The sequence below is a fragment of the Halomonas sp. C10-5 genome (assembly GCF_057169305.1).
The window spans coordinates 662,121-680,798 of sequence record NZ_CP175665.1; the positions used below are offsets into that span (position 1 = coordinate 662,121).

Genomic DNA, 18,678 nt, shown 5'->3' on the forward strand with positions numbered 1-18,678 from the left:
GCTACCCACTGGCGGGACAAGGCCGCCGCAGCGTCTGCCATCCTTGTCGATATCGCCATGCTGCGTCACGCTGGGGGAGTGCCATCGCGCTTCCACGCCGTGGCGGGCGCGATCCACCACTTCCACACGGTCTGGGGGAGGACGCTTGATGAGGCTATCCAGCACGGGGTTCGCGATACTCGGGGCCGGGCTGATCGCGATCAGCTACGGTCTCGCCCGTTTCGCCTTCGGTCTCTTCGTCCCCCCAATCCGTGACGAGCTGGGCCTCTCCTCCTACGTGATCGGCATCATCGGCTCGCTGCCGCTGATCAGCTTCCTGCTGGCCACCGCGATCGCGCCTCTCGTCACCCGCCTCCTCGGCGCCCGATATGCGGCGGTGCTCTCCGGCGGCTTTGGCGTCGCCGGACTCATGATGATCAGCCGAGCCACCGGCCCGATGATGCTCGCGGCGGGGGTGTTCGCCTGTGGTATCTGCACCGGCCTGATGATGCCCGCGCTCACCGCCGCCATGCAGGCGGTGGTGCGGCGCTCGCTGCACGGGCGGGTCAGCTCGGTGATGAACGCGGGCACCAGCATCGGCGTGATCGTGGCGGTGCCCACGGTGCTGTTCATGGTGGGTGCCTGGCGAATCGCCTACCTCTCCTTCGCCGTGCTTGCCGTGCTCGGGGTGATCGCCGCCTGGCTCTTCCTGCCCTCGGTCACGCGCATCGTGCCGTCGGATGCCGCGGACCCGCCGCCGCTCAACGAACTGCCCTGGTCGCGGCTCATCCGGCTCACACTGTTCGCCTACGTGATGGGCTTCGTCTCCGCCGCCTACTGGATCTTCGCTCCCGACCTTGTGGTGACCCTCGGCGGGTTGCCCGCCAGCGCCACCGCCTGGCTGTGGCTGGCGGTGGGCGTTGCCGGCCTCGGCGGCGCCGTGGTGGCCGACCTGGCCGATCGCAACAACCCGCCGATCACCCAGGCGCTGATGCTGATGATGCTCTCCGCGAGCCTGGCGCTGCTCGCCGCGAGCCCCGACCAGCCGCTGTTGACGGCCTTCTCCGCGCTGGTCTTCGGCCTGGCCTACATGAGCCTGACTGGCCTTTACCTGATGACCGGCATCCGCCTGCTCCCCGGCCGCCTTTCAGTGGGGCCGGTGCTGCCCTTCATGGCGGTATCCCTCGGCCAGGCCACCGGCTCGCCGGTGGTCGGCGTGCTGGTGGATGGCTTCGGCTACGCCGATGCCTTCGCCATGTTCGCCGCGCTGGGCATCCTGGTGGCCGTGCTCTCGCCCTTCTACCCGGGCGCCATCGCCCAGGCGGAGGAGGAAGAGGTCGCCGAGGAGGACACCGGCCTCCAGGCGGCCTACGACCACCAACTCCAGAACGAGGAGGGCGAGCCGCTGGAGGACCCCCTCGAGGAGGAGGAAGAGCAGGCCGCCGCGTCCTCATGAGCGGCCCCGATGGCCGGGCGCTCGCCCGGCCATGCCATGCCTTGTTCGACGTTAGTTGTAAGTGATCTGCCGTCGGCACCGGCGGCCAGGACTGTTACGCTACGTAAACAAATATTAGAAAAAACACACAGGGAACCGTCATGGACGATGCCTCCGAGCCGCGCATCACGCTGCACCCGCATTCCCGCCGGGTGCGCGTAGTCATCGATGGCACCCTGCTGGCCGACACCACCCGCGCCATCGAACTGCGTGAACGTGGCTACCCACCCCGGCAGTACCTTCCCCGCGACGACGTGCGCATGGATCTGCTGACTCCCTCCGACACCGTCACCCACTGCCCCTTCAAGGGCGATGCTACTTACTTCTCGTTTGGCGAGCACAAGGATGTGGCGTGGCGTTATATGCAGCCTATGGGTGGGATGGAGAAGCTTGCTGGAAAGTTGGCATTCTATGATGAAGAAGTTAAATGACCGGTTTCGACCCAAAGCGGACATTTTTGGAAATGCAGCAGGATCGCGAATTTTGACAATACGGCCTAATTAAAATTTAATAGCCAAAAAAATCATAGCCTTGGGAGAATCTGGCAGGCTGTATTTGCCGAGAAAAAGTGCCAGCACGTTCGTTCCATCACAAAACGCGCCGTCTAATACGCTTTATGCATAAAGGAACACAATGAAGCAGGAGCAAAAATTCTACAGAGATCGCACTGTTGGCTTGCTGACGAATTTTCAGCTATTAGAGCTAGCGCTCAAGCTCTATATTGGAACTTCATACGACTACATTCATATGCTTGTAGAAGATCATATCCACTTCGATTTTTCGATTACTGACGTGGAAAATTATCCTTTAGAACGCCTTCTTAATGTTTTCAGTAAGCTTAATGGAAACGAAGAACTAAAAAAACGTCTGAATAAGCTTAGAAATAAGCGTAATTACATTGCTCACGAAGCGCTTTTGGTTACCATCGGTTCAGATCCAAATATGGACACACTACACAAAAAATCGGAAGACTTCTTTTATCTAGAAGACGAGCTTTCAGAGTGTTTAAAACTAGTGACAGAAGAGTTCTCAAAGCTCAAGGTGAAAGGCGAGTTAAGTCGGTTAGGTTAAATGCATAGCAAGCGCATAAAATACGCTCCCTATCGGTCGCCGGACGCGCAAAAAGCCGCGCGCCGTTTATGTGGCCGTTAGATTTGCAAGGAGGTTTTAATGAACGTCTATTTTTCGGACTATTTTACAGTTTCAAAGGACGACCTCGAAGAGTATGGTGCGTTTAATGTATCTTTGATTAATGACCTGCCTGTATTTATAGATCCGTTTTTGCTCTTTAATAGCGATAAGCCTGAATATCAGAGTTTGCATGATGAAATCATAGAATATATTGGATTTCTCCGTGATATGTCAGAGGCTGGAACGATCTCTAAAGGATTGGTCCGGCACTGGTTCCTCTTCCCTGAAGTAAAACAGAATTGGTTAGGTTTCAGCAAAGTGGGAAATGGTGGCTCTGGCCTAGGACCGGACTTTGCAAACGCGCTAAATGAAAATCTTGGTAACATATTCAATGATTTTGGAACAGAAAAGATAACGAAGAGCAGTCACTTAGAAAAACTGTGCCTTATTAAGGAAGGGGTTGGAAAAGACAGCATAAGCGACTTCACTACCAATCTTATAAAGTCGTACTTGTGCGAGTACACACAAGATTTTGCTCAAAAATATATCGACTCGACTCGAACAAAGTCAGTTATGGTTCCGCACGCGGAGTTTAATTATAAAACTCGCCGTTGGACGTCAAAAAAATATACGCTACCTTACATAGATGGTGATTATGTATTGTTGACACCAAAAGACATCCTTACCAAGGATGAAGCGTGGATTAACAAGCATGACATAATTGGTGACTTTGATGACATTGTCGCGGCTATCCCCAACGTAGAGTTAAGAGACCAAGTAAATGAATATTTTCTTCGCCGAGTCCCAGAAGACGCGAAGCAGCGTGAAATCAACGAGGCCATAGCTAAGACATTAAGGAATTTCCCAGAGTTAATTGACCGCTACATCCGACTCAAGGAAGACACAGGTGATCAAGCTGTTGCATTGAGTGAACAAAAGGTCCAAGAAATAGAGACGGTTTTCATACGACAAGTAGCTAGCTTAATTGAGAGCTTGAAGGATGAAAGCAGTTTTTATGAGACTTCTGACGACACACATGATGAAGCGTACAGTCGCGTTCTTTATTTGAAGCAAGTTATTGAAAATAATGATGGTTACCGAATTTTTTATTCTAATGGTCAACCAATCAAGCGTGAGTCGGACCTCCAGCTTATGTTTCGACTGACCTGGTACGCTTCACAAGACGATGTTAATGCTGAAGTCAATAATGGTCGTGGCCCGGTCGATTATAAAATATCCAGAGGGTCGAAAGATAGCACCCTTGTAGAGTTCAAACTGGCTAGCAATTCCAAGCTTAAGCAGAATCTGGCAAAGCAGGTTGAAGTGTATAAAGCAGCAAATCAAACGAAGAAATCTATTAAAGTGATTTTGTATTTTAGCGACAGAGAGCTATTTCGGGTTCATAAAACAATGAAAGAGTTAGATCTCAAAGAAGGTAAAGAATTGGTTTTGATAGATGCGCAAGCTACTAACAAGATGTCTGGGTCAAATGCAAGGTGAAATCTAACCAATGCGTCAACGGGACCGGTTTTTCGCTGGCGCTTCAAACCGGCCCATAACGCGGGCGTAAGATGTAGGAGATCGAGATGACTTCGGAAGTGGACAAGGATAATGTAGCCCTCCTATGCTCTGAATGCTTTGCGGATGAAGGATTGAGAATTGATGCGACCAAGCATGGCCTTGAACAACAAGATGTATGCCCAAATTGCAAATGCACTGAAGGCCGTAAGCTCACGAAAAAGCATATAGAAGACCTCGCATGGCGTTTTTTCGTAAGCGGCACGACACTCCGATGTGATTACGGCGCAGCGCCTGTAATTCAGTGCAATGAGTATCACTATCGCAAGAGCGATATCTCCCCTTCTTCATGGCTCGAAAATGACATTAAGCTGATTGAAGAAACAGCGAAGATCGGGTTCTTCCACTATGGCCCCCGTCTTTGGATGGTTGGTGAAGTGGAGCCATTGAAAGCTCTGCAAGACCCAACGAGGAGACAACAGATAATAGAGCGCGTGCTAACGGAATATCCTGCAACGGTTCTTGCCAAAGGCACTAAGTTCTACCGGCTTCGTATTGAACCGGACCGGCCTGCGGATCCAGGCGAGTACGACAGCCCCCCGGGTAGGTACTCAGGAAATGGACGCTTGTGTTCAACAGAGCTTCAGGTGATGTACGGCTCCCAAGATATTGATGTTTGCATACATGAGTGCCGTGTCGCTGCAGAAGATGACATCTATGTCGCTACTATACGGACTCAGCAAGAATTGCGTCTTCTCGATTTGACTCATGTGCTAGAAGAAGAATGCACGGAATTTGAAAGTTTGGATATGGCGATACATATGCTGTTTCTCGCAAAATCTCATTCATACGAAATTTCCCGTGCAATCGCATCAGCAGCACGAGACGCGGGATTTGATGGTGTTATCTATCCTTCGTTCTTCAGTCTTATTCGTACGGGTGGTCATCCTTTCGAAACCGCTTACGGTCTTTCCTTGCGCCGATTTCATCCCGAGAAGAATAAATATGCGGAGGCATTTACAATTAAGAATCTTGCTTTGTTTGGACGGCCTCTGGAAAAGGGCGTAGTGCATGTCGAATGTATCAACCGACTTGTGCTAACCCAAATCGGTTACAAAGGCCATTTCGGCCCAGTCGAGTATTAATGATCATGTACACACCTAATAAGGCTATTAAATTCGCTCCCTACGGTCGCCGGACGCTCGCAAGCTTGCACCGTTTATGGCAGCATTAAAGCGCTACATCAGTGACACCTAAAAGACCGCTCATGGCCGATAACCTGAATCTGTGAGACCAGCCCCCAGGAATGCTTCTAACCTACTGAACTGCATGGCAATATAGCGAATATCGCCATTCACCCAGACAGTGCCATGCCCAACGTCAAATTCCGCGCCAGTCGCCGCACCCTCACCAGCCACGCCGGGCTGTCCATCATCGGGCAATGCTTCGAGATCGCTGGCGTCGATAGCATCGACGGGCGCTTCCCCACCACGCTGGGCATGCGCACCAGCGATGTGGTCAAAAGCTACCTGGGCCTGCTGTGTCTGGGCATGAGCGACTATCGATGCCTGTCAAGCTTGTTGGAACCTGGAATCAGGCGGCTTCTAATCGCTGATCGCGTTGAACCAGCGGGTCTTCCCGGTCCGGGTTCAGCCAGACCGTCCGGCGCGGTGTCCAGTTCCGAGTGGCACCGCTCCACCGACCGGGATGTTGTCGTTTCGCCTCGGCATAGATGGCATCTCGCCTGGCCAGCACCTCATCATCCTGGCCAGCATGCCGCTCACCCGGGGTAACGAACCGAATGGCGCTGTGGCGGTGCTCGTGGTTGTACCAGTGCACGAAGCCGGTTACCCACTGCTGCGCCGCTGTCAGGTTCTCGTAGCCATCCACCGGGTAGTCGGGCCGGTACTTGCAGGTCCGGAACAGCGACTCCGAGAAGGCGTTGTCATTGGAGACTCGGGGGCGGCTGTACGACGGGGTGATGTTCAGCCGCTGCAGCGTCGCCTGGAGCGTCGAGCCCTTCATGGCGGAGCCGTTGTCGGCATGCAACACCAGTGGCTGATTGATGCAGCCCTCGCGCAACACAGCGCGCTGGATGACCTCGCTACTGTTGGCCATGGACTCTTGGTCAAAGACCTCGGCATCGACGATCTTGCGGCTGTAGATGTCGACGATCATGTAGAGGTAGTAGAACTGCCCACGCACCGGGGTCGGCAGGTATGTCACGTCCCAGCTCCAACAGGCATTTGGGCGCGTTACGCGGTGTCTCTGTGGATCACCCTTGGGACGTGGGGCACGAGCCCGGCCACGATGGTGCTGCTCGCCATGCTCCCGGAGGATGCGGTAGTAGCTGGACTCTGACGCCACATAGAGGCCTTCCTCGTCCAGCAGCCGCGGCACGATCTGCCCCGGCGGCAGGCTGGCAAACTCGGGACGATGGCAGATCTCCAGCACCTGCTGACGCTCCTCAGGCGACAGCGCGTGGCGCGGCACAGGCCGCACGGCCTCAGGCCGGCGGTCCTGATCGCCCCGCACCCAGCGACGGTAGGTGTTGGTACCGATGCCGAGCTCTGCACAGGCGGCCTGTAGGCGGGCCCCTGCGGCGCGGGCTTCATCGATCAGCTGTACGGCGTCCTGGCGATCTGAAGTGCTGATCATTCGTCCTCGTCCCCCCAGATCGCTCGGGCCTTTTTTCTCAACGCTAGCAGCGCCGCGGTTTCCGCGAGAGCAGCCTCCTTGCGGCGAAGCTCACGTTTGAGCTCCTTGTTCTCCTGGCGCTCCGCCTTGCGGGCTTCGCTGACCTGCTTCGAAGCGGCATCGCTCCGGTCGTTGGCACCTTCGCAGCTCGCCCGCCAGCGCTGGATCTGCTCGGGGTAGAGGCCCCGCTGCCGGCAGTACTCGGCACGCTCGGCTTCACTGAGGGCCGCCGTTTCCAGTACGGCGTGGAACTTGTCCTGAGAGCTCCAGCCCTCAGGGTCATCACTCTGGTCCGGCAGGAGGCGGCCTGCTTGCCGAGCCTTCTTGCGCCAGGTGTACAGCGTTGCCGCGGAGATGCCTTCTTCCTGGGCCACCTCCGCCACCGTGCGGTTATGCGGCGGGAGCAGCTTCTTGAGGATGGCTTCCCGGCGCTCGTCTGAGTACTTCATCGGAACCTCGTCACGCCCCACATCGTTCAGAGTCTAACAGCCGCTGACACTCCAACTAGCTTGACAGTGGGGGCTATGACGCCATCGAAAACTTCCGCCGCGACAAGCCCTTCCAACAGCTGCTGACCCTGCAAAAGGTGCCGAGCACGGCGACACTGCGACAGCGGCTGGAGAAACTTGCCGCCAACGACCTGCAGGCGCGCACCGCCACCTGGTCCACGACCCTGCTGTCACTGGTCGAGGCACCGATCACCGCCGAGACGACGCACGTCTGCCTGGACATCGACACCTTCGTCATGGACAACAGCAACTCGAAGAAGGAAGGCGTCTCGCGGACTTACCAGAAGGTCGATGGCTACACCCCGATCGCCGCCTATCTGGGCAACGAAGGGTGGTGCCTGGGTCTGGAACTGCGTCCTGGCAAGCAGCACACCATGAAGGAGAGCAACGCCTTCCTGGAGCGGGTACTGCCTCGCGCCCAAGGCCTGACCGAGCAACCGATCCTGTTACGCGAGGACAGCGGCTTCGACAGCCAGGCGCACCTGGCGCTTCTCGAACAGCAGCGCCAGGTCTTTGCCGACGAGGGGCGCCGGCTCGACTATGTCGTCAAATGGAACCCGCGCGGCTCGGCCACGGCCGATCAGGATACCTGGTTGGCTGTGGCGGCGGACTACTGGGAAGAGCTGCGTCCTGGCAAGCGCCAGGCGCTGTGGACGCAGACCGTCTCGATCCACGACGACAACAAGACCGAATACGTCGTCCAACGCGTGATGCGCCTGGTAGAGCGCACCGCCGATCGCGATGGCCAGTTGCTGCTCGAACCGGACTATGAGTTGGAAGGCTGGTGGACCAGCCTGGACGAGGCGCCGGAGGCGGTGATCAAACGCTACCAGGCGCATGCCACCCACGAGCAATTCCACAGTGAGATCAAGACCGATCTCGACCTGGAGCGGCTGCCGTCGGGCAAGTTCGCCACCAACGATCTGATCCTGCACCTCGCCCAGCTGGCCTACAACATCCTGCGGCTGATGGGGCAGCTGGGCATGACCGGCGAGCTGAGCCCGGTGCGCCATCCCGCTAAGCGGCGCCGGATCCGCACCGTGCTACAAGAGCTGGTGCATCGTGCGGCGCTCGTGATTCACAAGGCGCGGCAGATCATCCTCGACTTCGGGCAGGACATCGGACGCATGACGGTATTGAACACCTTGCGAAGCCGCCTGCGCTATCCCCGAGGCACGCCATGCTGATCGTCTGTCGGACAAAGGCACCACGCAGAGAGCTGACGGTCATCGGCAGCCAGTATCACCGTGTCCGGCGGGTAGAAATGCCTGTCAAAATGGGCTGCTCTCGTCGGTCAGCGTCGCCATGGTTGGTCCTCCCCGGGATGCGTTCAGCGGTTGAGACGGAATCGGCGGTCAAAAAATGCTCGCTGGCGGTGATAGGGGAAGTGTCGGCGCTGGCTTCACGGAATCAGGGATAAGAGAGAATTGGTCTATGCTAATGCGTGTTTTTCGAAAGCATAAGGCAAAAGCAGACATGCAGGAATGCCTTGCATGCATGACTGTGTTATTACTGCCAACTGATAATATTGCATCTGGCTTGTTTAGAGCTAGCCATTCTAGGAGTAACGATGATACGAAGTCTCCGAAAAGGATCTAGTAGCGTCTACTTTCAGCACGAGCATACCGGGCATAGTATCGGCGCAGAAAAATATGAGTCAGAACTTGTTGGTGGAAAAGCAATCCTAAGGTTTACATTGCGTCCAGTCAGTAGCGGTCAACGCTACGATGAGGAGTACCTCAACAACGAGCCTCTTGAGTATTTATCAATAGACGACGGAAGAGTTATCGACGGCTTCGCCAGACACGTGGATGTGTTAAAGGGAGATGTCGAGTCATGGGAAGTTCATGTTATATCTCGAGGAAAGGCTTTGATATTCGGTGTTAAACCTAAGAATAGGATTTTTGGTCGTCGTTCCGTCTTGGACTTTCAAGTGCTCAGGGCTGATGACAAACAAGCGTAGTTTCTCGAATTGTATATCGGCCTATGAACTCTAAAGAGCCAAGCGTTGCTATTATTCCAGTGAGGACGGAAGACTCTATGAACGATTTTAAAAAGCACCTAAGACCAGACAGGGATGGGTTTGGAAAAGATCCTTTCGGATATAGTGCATTAGCCCGACACAAATGGGGCATGGCCAGTACGGCAGCAGGTTTTCCTGTTGATATAACAAAGCCTGCGACAAGTGAAGAGCTTAAGAACCCAATACTATGGATGTCACAAGCTCATGCATTATCAGAAGCTGCTGTAGCAGTCCTCAGAAAGGAGCAGGAGTTCGAAATCATACCTTTTCCTGTTAGAAGCGCATGTGATAGCCAGTATTGCGCTGTCGGATTAATGCTTGTAGGTTATAGTTTGGAAATATGCTTGAAGTCTATAGTTATAATAAGGAAAGGCATTGATGGTTATAGAGAGGTAGAGGGGAAGGTTAGGCATCACCGGCTACATGATTTGGCTAAATTTATCCCTGATCTCACCAAGAAGGAAGTTGCAATACTGCGCGGATTGACTCATTTTGTGTATTGGGCTGGCCGTTATCCAGATCCAGGTTCTGGTAGAGAGGATGACGCCGAAGCAATATTTGAAATTTCAGAGAAATATAAAATATCTGCTCATGATTTATTTAAACTCTCTGCAAAGGTCATGAATCATGCTTATAAAGAGACGGAAGGTTTATGAGGCAACGAAAACTAACAAAATCACCCGTTAGGGGCTAAGACGACGAGCGTCGCTCTGGTTGTTCGGCGATGCTGGCACTGGTTTATCAGAGTGCTATGAAGGTCAGCTTTTGGCCGTAATCATCCGTGATTAGCAGCTGATCAATTTAAGGTCAGGCTTAACTGGCTGAGCAGCTCCACGTCACACAGTCGGTTGGTTCCTTCGAAATCTATGACTCCACTTTTGAGAAAGTGAAATCGGGGGAGTGCGGCCCGAGTTAGTGTTTTCGGCTCAAGTGATCCACTCAGTTCCTTCATCCTGTCGCTGAGATAGAGGTGGCGGTCCTATTAGATACACTGGTCTATTGATTTTTCCATTTAATCTGAAATTCTATCTCTTCTTCATTATCCGACCGTTCGTGTTCGATGGTGAATTCGGCTCTGGCTGGAACATAGATGCGCTCGCCGGCAATCTGAATGTCGAAGCGTTCCCCATTCTCGATGGCATCCGCCAGTCGACGTAGCTTGGCCACGAAGTCGGCCTTTGGGTAACCTTTTTCTACGTCTCTCTCGTCTTTGGATCCCATTTTTCGCTCCTCGGTAACGTGGTTATCGCCAGCGCCTGTAGAGCAAGCAGGCTCGCTTCCAGTCTAGCAGCTCTCTTACCCCCTCTACCTGGCGACACCGGAAAATACGACAGCACCGTCACCATCCTGATGCCCTGAGCGTTCGACCCTCGCACATAGGCCTAGTAAGCTCTCATTTGCCCCCCGATATCCAGGAGGATCCTCTACCATGACGAGCGCCAGAATACTGCAGCAAGGTACGATCCACTGCTTCACCGCTGGTCTGCGGGATGAGAAAGGTAAGCTGGTCAATGCCGAGGTGTCCGCGGTGCTCTTCGACGGCGAGCGGCTGATACTGGCCAGCGACAAGCCCATCCCCGGCGAGGCGCGCTCGGCGGTGTTTGCCGTGCCGATGACGCCCCAGGGGCCCGACGACAGTCGGCTCGAGTACTTCACCACCCCGCTGATCAAGCAGGCGGTCAAGTACGAGGACCTGGCCCTCACCGCCGATGGCCGCCACGTGCTGGCCACCACGGGGTTCGATCGTATCGACGCGGAGAGCCACGCCCTCAACGACTACAACCACCTGCTGATCTGGCCGCTGGGCGAGCCGGAGCGGGTGCAGGTGGTGGACCCGGACCCGCGGGATGGCGTGGAGGGCTCGCTGGAGCTGCGTAGCAAGCTCGATCATGCCATCGGCTTTCCCTACTACAAGATCGAGGGGCTCGCCGCCATCCCCGGGGAGCGTGGCGACGGCCTGCTGCTGTTCGGGGTGCGTGAGCAGGGGCGTGCCCACGATGACTTCGCCTATGTGAGCCGGGTCGTGGGGGCCCACTACGAGATCAGCGAGGGCGGCAACCTGGTGTTCATCGACCAGCTCCGCGAACTCTATGCCTTCGAGCCTGGTGATGACCCCGCGGTCCGCTATGACTGTGGTCTTTCAAGCCTGGAGTACGACCCCTACCACGCACGCCTCTACCTGCTGAACAGCTACGAGGTCGAGGCGAATGGCGAGGAGCATATCGGTGGCTACCTGTGGGAGGTCGGCCTGGAGGACTTCCGTGCCGGGCGTCGCCCGACGCTTGTGACCACGCCGGCGGGCCTGCCGCTGGAGTTCGAGCACAAGGCGGAAGGACTGGCGGTGCTGGATCACGACCGACTCTTCGTCGCCTACGACAACGACCGCAATTATGCCCTCGGCAGCATCGACGAACGCGACGAGCGGCACGCCTGCGAGGCACCCTATAGCCTGCTTAATGTTTCCTGACTTCGGCGGTAAGGCGTTTTCTGGAGTTTGATGAAAGGGGATTCTGTTCCACACAATCAGCGACCCGACCCAGTATCGACGTCACTGTCGACCGTTCCGGTAGGTGTTGGGGCACCTTCGCTGTTTTCCGGCAACCAGGCGGGGCCATGCTCACTCAGTTCCGACCGCACCAGGCGTTTGAGCAGACGGCCCCGGTAGCACAGCATGTGCCACTCGGCGCCCAGTCGGCTGCGTATCCGCTCCCATCCGCCATCGTCGGCGTGGGTTAAGGGGCCACCTTGAGCAATGACCTGCCGATACACGGCAAGGCATCGCTCAGCACAACGGGCTTCATCATAGGTCGCGGCCGTCACCAGTGCAGACTCGCAAAGAGGAAGACGGCGCTGGGGTTCCTGCAGGCTCACCAGGGCATCGACCATCGCCTCGACATCGTCACTGTCAAGCAGACGACCGTTGTCGCCATCAATCACCACCTCGCGGATGCCGGGGGCCGACACCGCGACGACCGGCAGGCCGGCGGCCATGGCTTCGACCACCACCATCCCCTGGGTCTCGCTGTGGGAAGCAAAGGCAAAGACATCCATGGTGTGGTAGGCGTCGATCAGTCCCTGGCCCTGCAGTCGACCGGTGAAGTGCAGGCGGTCGGAAACGCCCCGTGAGTTAGCAATGTTGACCATGCTGGATTGAGCCGCACCTTCACCCACCACGAGGAAATGAGCCGTCGGGCAAGCCTGGAGGGCTTGGCTAACCGCCTCGGCAAGAAAAGCCAGATTCTTCTCGTGAGCCAGGCGACCTACGTGCCCAATCACGTAGGCCTGTTGAGGGATCCCGAGACGCTCACGCCAGTAGCACCGATTCCCCTGGGCAAACCGTGCCGTTGCGACGCCACTGGGCACCACGCTGATGGCTGGGTTGCCCTCACGCTCGAGAAGCAGCTGACGAATGCTCTCGCTGGGGACGATCACGGCATCGCACAGCCAGGTGTACTGCGTCGCCAGGGAGGTAGCGAAGCGCTGCATCCGTGGCGAGTCCCCTGGCACATAGTGGGTGTAGTGTTCGTAGAGGGTGTGGTGCGTGAATACCAGCGGCAGTCCATAGGTCTCGGCGGCGCGACAGGCTGTATCGCCCAGCAGGAAGGGGTGATGGGAATGCACGATATCGGGTTCGAAGGCCTCGATGGCGTCATACAGCTGTCCGGGAATCGGCACCGGCAAGGAAAAGTCGCTGCCATTGAAGTTCTGAACGGCGGCGACTCGGATCACGCCCTCTTCCTCTTTCGGCTGGCCCTCCAGTTTCGGCGCTACCAGCAATACCCTGTGCTCTTGCCCCTGCAACTGTCGCTTTAGGCGCTGCACTGACTCGCTGACGCCACCGACAATCGGCAGGAAAGTGTTGGTGAACATCAGGATATTCACATGGGTGCTCCAAGGTGGGTCTGCGGCGCGATTCTGACGGCCTCACTCAGGATCCTCCAGTCCTGCCTTCATACCAACTTATCGGGATCCGGAACTTCACTGTAGTGACCTGGTCAGGGAGGGGCTTGGCACAAGGCCCTAAGCCGCAGGGCGGCATACCGTTCTATAGCAAGGAGTAGCCTAGATATGAAATATTTAAAATCAGCATGTTATGCAACGATCTTGGTTGTCGCCGGAGGGCTGGCCAGCGCCGCCATGGGCGCAGACGCGGCGACCTATGGCTGGGTGGAGACCGCCACCGTCGAACCCTGGGGGGCCGAGGTCAAGGTAAAACTGGACACCGGTGCGCTCACTTCCTCGATGCAAGCCGAAGAGATCGAGACATTCGAACGTGACGGCGAGGAGTGGGTGCGCTTCACCGTCGAAGTCGAGGATGAGGACACGGATGAGGTAGTATCACGCACCTTCGAACGTGAGGTATTTCGTAACCTGTTGGTCAGTGGCGCCGGTGGGGAGGATCGTCGCCCCGTGGTACTGATGACGATCTGCATGGGCCAGACCCTCCATGAGGAGCAGTTCAGCCTGGAGGATCGCGATGACATGAACTATCCCGTGCTGCTCGGGCGTCGCACTATCCAGAGCCTGGGGGAGGTCGATGTCACGCGCACCTTCGTGCATGACCCCGACTGTGATGAGAATAGCCAACTGATTCGCCACGCCGACCATGATTACGACGAAGACATCGGCATCTGACGGGACGCTGTCATGCCACTCGCGACCATTGAGGAGACGCTGTGCTGTTACCAATTCTGGCCATCATCCTGGGGATCGTGCTGCTCCTGTGGAGTGCCGACCGCTTCGTCGAGGGCGCCGCGGCGGTGGCCGGACATCTCGGACTGCCATCTCTGGTAATTGGCATGGTGATCGTCGGGTTCGGCACCTCGGCACCGGAGATCGTGGTATCCATTATGGCGGCCCTGGATGGCAACCCCGACCTGGCCCTCGGCAATGCGCTAGGATCCAACATCTACAACATTGGCCTGATCATTGGAGTGACGGCACTGATCGTGCCGATCGCCGTCCACTCGACGATCATTCGCCGTGAACTGCCGCTGCTGCTGCTGTTTGGGGCCGTGGCCGGGGCACTCTTCTGGAACGGACAGCTCAGCCGACTGGAATCCCTGCTACTGCTGCTCGGGTTCTTCGGTCTCATGGGCTGGACGATCTGGACGGCACTGCGTGGCAAGGGTGACCCGCTGGCCGCGGAGACCGAGCAGGAGCTCGCCTCGCATGCCATGACGCTCGGCAGGGCCATCGTCTGGCTGGTGGTCGGCCTGACGCTGCTACTGGTGAGCTCGCGGATGCTGGTGTGGGGGGCCGTCTCCGTGGCGAGTGCCTTGGGCGTGAGCGACCTCATCATCGGCCTGACCATCGTGGCCCTCGGTACCTCCCTGCCCGAGCTGGCGTCATCGATCGCCGCGGTACGCAAGGGAGAACACGATATCGCCATGGGCAACGTCGTGGGTTCCTGTATGTTCAACCTGCTGGCGGTGGTAGGCATTGCCGGTGTCATCGCGCCGATGGAGGCCCTTTCAGTAGATATCATGCTGCGTGACTGGCCGGTGATGATGGCCATGGTTGTGAGCCTGTTCGTCATGGGCTATGGGTTCCGCGGCGAAGGGCGCATCAATCGCATCGAGGCCAGCGTTCTGCTGCTGGGCCTGGTAGTCTACAACGGCTGGCTGGTCAATGCCGTGATGACGGCCTGAGCGAACCCGTCGCAGGCCAGGGTTGGTTTCGGGTAAGGAACTTTGCCACGTGGTTGCTGTATCAAGGGCGCTGTCATGTTTCATGCACCCGAAAGACAGGAGCCCATCGTGATACCCAAGCGTCATTCGCTCTCCTGGCTGATGAGCCTGGCCCTGCTGTTGCTTGTGGCAACGCCCGCCCTTGCCGAGTCACGACTGCCGGATTTCACGGAGTTGGTCGACAAGGCCGCGCCGGCCGTGGTCAACATCTCCACCTCCCGCGATGTCGAAAGGTCCATGACGTCCTCTCGGCAATTTGGTGGGCAGGAGGTGCCGGAGATCTTCCGCCACTTCTTCGGCGACCGCTTCCCGATGCCGCCTGATGGCGGACCTAACCGAGGTGATACGCCACGCCGGTCATTGGGGTCCGGCTTCATCTTCGATGAAGACGGCTACATCATGACCAACGCCCACGTGGTCAAGGAGGCCGACGAGATTCTGGTCCGCCTCAACGACCGCCGTGAGCTCGAGGCGGAGCTGGTCGGTGCCGATGAAAAGACCGACGTGGCGGTCCTCAAGGTCGAGGCGGACAATCTTCCTACCCTCGAGCTCGGTGAATCCACCGACCTCAAGGTCGGCCAGTGGGTCGCCGCCATCGGCTCCCCCTTCGGCTTCGATCACTCTGTGACGTCCGGGATCATCAGCGCCATCAACCGCACGCTGCCCCAGGACGTCTACGTCCCCTTCATCCAGACCGACGTGGCGATCAACCCGGGCAACTCGGGCGGGCCGCTCTTCAACCTGGATGGCGAGGTCGTGGGCATCAACTCCCAGATCCTGACTCGTAGCGGCGGCTACATGGGCCTTTCCTTCGCCATCCCCATCGACGTGGCACTGGATGTCGCCAACCAGCTTCGCGAAGAGGGTTACGTGAGCCGCGGCTGGCTCGGCGTCAGCATCCAGCCGGTGTCCAAGGACCTCGCGGAATCCTTCGGCATGGAGCAGGCCGAGGGTGCCTTGGTCGCCGAACTCGACCCCAGCGGCCCCGCGGCGGACAGTGGCCTTCAGGCAGGAGACGTCATCCTCGAAGTGAACGGCCAGGAAGTGGACCGCTCCACGACCCTGCCGCGCCTGATCGGTGAGACTGCGCCTGGCGAAGACGTTGAGCTCTCTGTGTTGCGCGATGGCCAGCGCGAGACCATTACGGTGGAAGTCGGCGAGTGGCCGAATGCCGGCCCCGAGCAATCCGATGGCGACTCGGTTCGACTCGGCATCGTGGTCCAGCCATTAACCGAGATGGAGAAGCGCCGGCTCGGTCTCGAGCACGGGGTGCGCATCGCCAAGGTCGACCCGACCGGCCACGCCGCTGCCGCCGGTATCCGCCCCGGCGATGTGCTGGTCAGATTGGGCCAGCAGCCGGTAGAGGGTCCACAACAGCTGAAGGAGATGCTGACCAGCCTGCCGGATGACCGAGCAGTGCCTGTGCTGCTCAACCGAGAGGGCCGTGCTTACTTTGTGGCCCTGCAACTGGGCCATGATGACTGATCACAGCTGAAGTGCATCTCTGCCAGTAGCGCCTCGGCGACGCGTTTCGCCGAGGCGCATTGTCATACCTTCTTGGTGTCGAATACTCTCCCGGCACCTTGCAGCTAGACATCAGTTTGTTCGGCCATGATCAACGCATCGTCGACTTCTATTCCAAGATATCTGACAGTGCTCTCCAGTTTCGTATGGCCAAGGAGAAGTTGCACCGCTCTCAAGTTTTTGGTTTGACGGTAGATGATCGTGACTTTCGTTCTCCGGAGTGAGTGAGTCCCATAAGAAGACGAGTCCAAGCCAATGGATGTCACCCAGTTCTTTACTATCCGAGCATACTGACGGGTAGATAAATGAAGCTGCCTCGATTTTCTACTCGGAAATAAAAAAATCATCCATTCCAAGGCTTTCGTTCTTGATCCACTGGCGTAGTGCGCTACGAGTCTTTTCGGTTATCTCGAATTGGACCGGTCTTTGGGTCTTTCTCTGCATTACAATGGCTCGGGAAGATATCATATCTCCGTGAGAGACGTCTCGGACATGCAATGCGACCAAATCGCAGGCTCTTAGCTTGCTATCAATGGCTAGTTCAAACAGCGCCAAGTCACGTTGTCTATTATTGAGTTGAAGCCTGACACGAATAGCCCAAACGTCTTTCAATCGGAGTGGGTGCTTTTGGCCAACCAGCTTGCCCTTGTTCCACGGGGAGTGATGTTTTTCAGAGGGAGTGTTCATGGGGCCGCTCTCCTAGGGTCAAATCTCTAGGATGGCCCAAAATTCTTCTATCATTATTAATTAAGGGTAATGGATGTTTTCCGAATTCCTATTTTAGGAAATTATGATTGTCCGCTTTTGGCCGAAAGTTACCTTTGTCAGGGAAGGTAATTGCAGCTTTTCTATGGCGAAGCATCATGGCTCCCCATTAAGCCTCGTCTTCCACCTCCTGACTTATCACCACCTGGTTTCTTCCCCCGTGCTTGCCGGCGTAGAGGGCGCAGTCGGCCTGCTGGATCAGGGCATCCAGGTCGGTCTCCTCCTCGAGCACTCCGGCGATGCCGATGGTGACGGTCAGGCGGTGGTCGGGCATCGCTTCCATCACCTGAAGCTCGCTGACCTTTTGCTGCAGGCGCTCTGCCACCATCAGCGCGTCCTTGGGGTGGGTGTCCGGCAGGGCGACGATGAACTCCTCGCCGCCGAAACGGCCGATGACGTCCTGGGGGCGCAGCGAGTGCTTGCAGGTCTCCGCGATCGCCTTAAGCACCGAGTCGCCCTGGCTGTGCCCCCATGTATCGTTGATGATCTTGAAGTGGTCCACGTCGATCATGAACAGGCTGAAGGGGGCCTTCTCGTGCCGCGCGCGGCGTAGCAGCGCTTCGGCGCGGGCCATGAAGTGGCGGCGCGAGTCCAGGCCGGTTAGCGCATCCTGTTCGGCGACCTGGCGCAGTTGTGCCTCCAGCGACTTACGATGGGCGATCTCGTCCATCAGCTGGCGGTTCTGCACCCGCTCCTCCTCGAGCAGCGCGAACTGCGTCCGCTGCAGCCTTTCCAGGCGCAGCAGGGCGAAGAAGCCCACGGCGTTGGTCATCACCAGCAGCAGCCCGATGCGCAACACCACCACGGCCGGGGTATCGGTCATCACCACCGCCGCGGCCAGGAACCCCAGGTTGAGGTAGAGGCTGGCGAATGCCACCACCGGCAGCAGGTTGGGTATCAGCAGGTAGAAGGCGATGGTGGCCACCACCAGCGCGGTGACCTGGGTGGCGAGGCTCTCGGGGCGCAGGAGCGCGATCAGGATGATGCCCGTCGCCAGTATCCACAGGGGCAGGGCGTGCAGCCACAGCCGGCGGCTGAAGTCGCCCAGGCGTCCGATCGCGACCGCGAGAGCCAGGCAGGCGACCACCACCACCAGGCGCATGGTGAGCAGCAGGGTGAGCTCGATGCCGGCGTCGAGATAGTGGTAGTCGGAGATGGCGAACATGCCGAAGACCAGCGCCGCCACGCAGATCGCCACGCTAGACTCGAGGCGCACCCGGGGCGCGATCTCCCGGCGATAGCTCGCCTCCCTGGCCGGCTCCCGGAACTGGCCGGTGAGCCAGTGCAGCGGATAGCGTGGGGTGGGTGATGACAAGGGCCGTTCTCCCGGTCCTGGAGTAAACGATG

At 57.4% G+C, this 18,678-nt stretch carries 16 protein-coding genes and 3 pseudogenes; 13 read left to right on the plus strand and 6 right to left on the minus strand.

Annotated features, from left to right (window positions below; translation table 11 throughout):
- The first annotated feature begins 148 nt into the window (after positions 1 to 148).
- The 6 genes and pseudogenes from ACJ7IV_RS03150 to ACJ7IV_RS03175 all read left to right on the plus strand — a co-directional run.
- A complete protein-coding gene (locus ACJ7IV_RS03150) occupies positions 149 to 1,435 on the plus strand; it encodes an MFS transporter (protein ID WP_483865725.1) in 1,287 nt (428 codons plus the stop codon).
- 140 nt (positions 1,436 to 1,575) lie between these two features.
- On the plus strand, positions 1,576 to 1,905 hold the full coding sequence (locus tag ACJ7IV_RS03155; RefSeq protein WP_483865726.1) for a DUF427 domain-containing protein: 330 nt from the start codon (positions 1,576 to 1,578) through the stop codon (positions 1,903 to 1,905).
- A gap of 202 nt (positions 1,906 to 2,107) precedes the next feature.
- Positions 2,108 to 2,545, plus strand: a complete 438-nt coding sequence (locus ACJ7IV_RS03160; RefSeq protein WP_483865727.1) for a hypothetical protein — start codon at positions 2,108 to 2,110, stop codon at positions 2,543 to 2,545.
- Positions 2,546 to 2,644: 99 nt separating this feature from the next.
- A complete protein-coding gene (locus tag ACJ7IV_RS03165; RefSeq protein ID WP_483865728.1) occupies positions 2,645 to 4,105 on the plus strand; it encodes a hypothetical protein in 1,461 nt (486 codons plus the stop codon).
- An 86-nt stretch (positions 4,106 to 4,191) separates the two neighbouring features.
- Complete coding sequence (locus tag ACJ7IV_RS03170; RefSeq protein WP_483865729.1) at positions 4,192 to 5,268, plus strand: RES family NAD+ phosphorylase; 1,077 nt, start codon at positions 4,192 to 4,194, stop codon at positions 5,266 to 5,268.
- 225 nt (positions 5,269 to 5,493) lie between these two features.
- Positions 5,494 to 5,689 (plus strand): annotated as a pseudogene (locus ACJ7IV_RS03175) (IS1380 family transposase); the annotation flags it as partial.
- Between the two features lie 27 nt (positions 5,690 to 5,716).
- Here ACJ7IV_RS03175 and ACJ7IV_RS03180 read toward each other — a convergent pair.
- A pseudogene (locus ACJ7IV_RS03180) lies at positions 5,717 to 7,269 on the minus strand (IS3 family transposase).
- A 59-nt stretch (positions 7,270 to 7,328) separates the two neighbouring features.
- Between ACJ7IV_RS03180 and ACJ7IV_RS03185 the strand changes: the two are divergent.
- The 3 genes and pseudogenes from ACJ7IV_RS03185 to ACJ7IV_RS03195 form a co-directional block, all read left to right on the plus strand.
- Positions 7,329 to 8,516, plus strand: a pseudogene (locus tag ACJ7IV_RS03185) (IS1380 family transposase); the annotation flags it as partial.
- Positions 8,517 to 8,899: 383 nt separating this feature from the next.
- A complete protein-coding gene (locus ACJ7IV_RS03190; protein ID WP_483865730.1) occupies positions 8,900 to 9,292 on the plus strand; it encodes a hypothetical protein in 393 nt (130 codons plus the stop codon).
- Between the two features lie 77 nt (positions 9,293 to 9,369).
- Entirely contained in the window at positions 9,370 to 10,008 is a 639-nt protein-coding gene (locus tag ACJ7IV_RS03195; protein ID WP_483865731.1) for a HEPN domain-containing protein, read from the plus strand.
- Between the two features lie 340 nt (positions 10,009 to 10,348).
- On the opposite strand, the gene ACJ7IV_RS03200 is transcribed toward ACJ7IV_RS03195, so the two are convergent.
- On the minus strand, positions 10,349 to 10,573 hold the full coding sequence (locus ACJ7IV_RS03200; RefSeq protein WP_023004124.1) for an amphi-Trp domain-containing protein: 225 nt from the start codon (positions 10,571 to 10,573) through the stop codon (positions 10,349 to 10,351).
- A gap of 208 nt (positions 10,574 to 10,781) precedes the next feature.
- Here ACJ7IV_RS03200 and ACJ7IV_RS03205 point away from each other — a divergent pair, with 208 nt between their 5' ends.
- Positions 10,782 to 11,819, plus strand: coding sequence for a hypothetical protein (locus ACJ7IV_RS03205; protein WP_035414650.1), 1,038 nt, complete (start codon positions 10,782 to 10,784; stop codon positions 11,817 to 11,819).
- A gap of 56 nt (positions 11,820 to 11,875) precedes the next feature.
- Here ACJ7IV_RS03205 and ACJ7IV_RS03210 read toward each other — a convergent pair whose 3' ends face one another.
- Complete coding sequence (locus tag ACJ7IV_RS03210; protein WP_483865732.1) at positions 11,876 to 13,234, minus strand: glycosyltransferase; 1,359 nt, start codon at positions 13,232 to 13,234, stop codon at positions 11,876 to 11,878.
- Between the two features lie 222 nt (positions 13,235 to 13,456).
- Between ACJ7IV_RS03210 and rloA3 the strand changes: the two genes are divergently transcribed.
- The 3 genes from rloA3 to ACJ7IV_RS03225 all read left to right on the plus strand — a co-directional run bounded on the left by rloA3 (position 13,457) and on the right by ACJ7IV_RS03225 (position 16,527).
- Complete coding sequence (gene rloA3, locus ACJ7IV_RS03215; protein WP_483865733.1) at positions 13,457 to 13,987, plus strand: retropepsin-like aspartic peptidase RloA3; 531 nt, start codon at positions 13,457 to 13,459, stop codon at positions 13,985 to 13,987.
- 41 nt (positions 13,988 to 14,028) lie between these two features.
- Positions 14,029 to 15,003: a calcium/sodium antiporter gene (locus ACJ7IV_RS03220; protein WP_483865734.1), complete on the plus strand. Its 975-nt coding sequence runs from the start codon at positions 14,029 to 14,031 to the stop codon at positions 15,001 to 15,003.
- A 141-nt stretch (positions 15,004 to 15,144) separates the two neighbouring features.
- Complete coding sequence (locus ACJ7IV_RS03225; RefSeq protein WP_483866539.1) at positions 15,145 to 16,527, plus strand: DegQ family serine endoprotease; 1,383 nt, start codon at positions 15,145 to 15,147, stop codon at positions 16,525 to 16,527.
- Between the two features lie 104 nt (positions 16,528 to 16,631).
- Here the strand turns inward: ACJ7IV_RS03225 and ACJ7IV_RS03230 are convergent, their stop codons facing one another.
- From ACJ7IV_RS03230 to ACJ7IV_RS03240, 3 genes are all read right to left on the minus strand, one after another.
- The gene (locus ACJ7IV_RS03230) at positions 16,632 to 16,913 is read right to left on the minus strand and encodes a tyrosine-type recombinase/integrase (RefSeq protein ID WP_483866540.1); all 282 of its coding nucleotides are present in this window, start codon (positions 16,911 to 16,913) and stop codon (positions 16,632 to 16,634) included.
- A complete protein-coding gene (locus ACJ7IV_RS03235; protein ID WP_483865735.1) occupies positions 16,891 to 17,253 on the minus strand; it encodes a site-specific integrase in 363 nt (120 codons plus the stop codon). Before ACJ7IV_RS03235 ends, ACJ7IV_RS03230 begins: the two co-directional genes overlap by 23 nt.
- 187 nt (positions 17,254 to 17,440) lie before the next feature.
- A complete protein-coding gene (locus ACJ7IV_RS03240; protein ID WP_483865736.1) occupies positions 17,441 to 18,646 on the minus strand; it encodes a GGDEF domain-containing protein in 1,206 nt (401 codons plus the stop codon).
- Positions 18,647 to 18,678 lie beyond the last annotated feature (32 nt).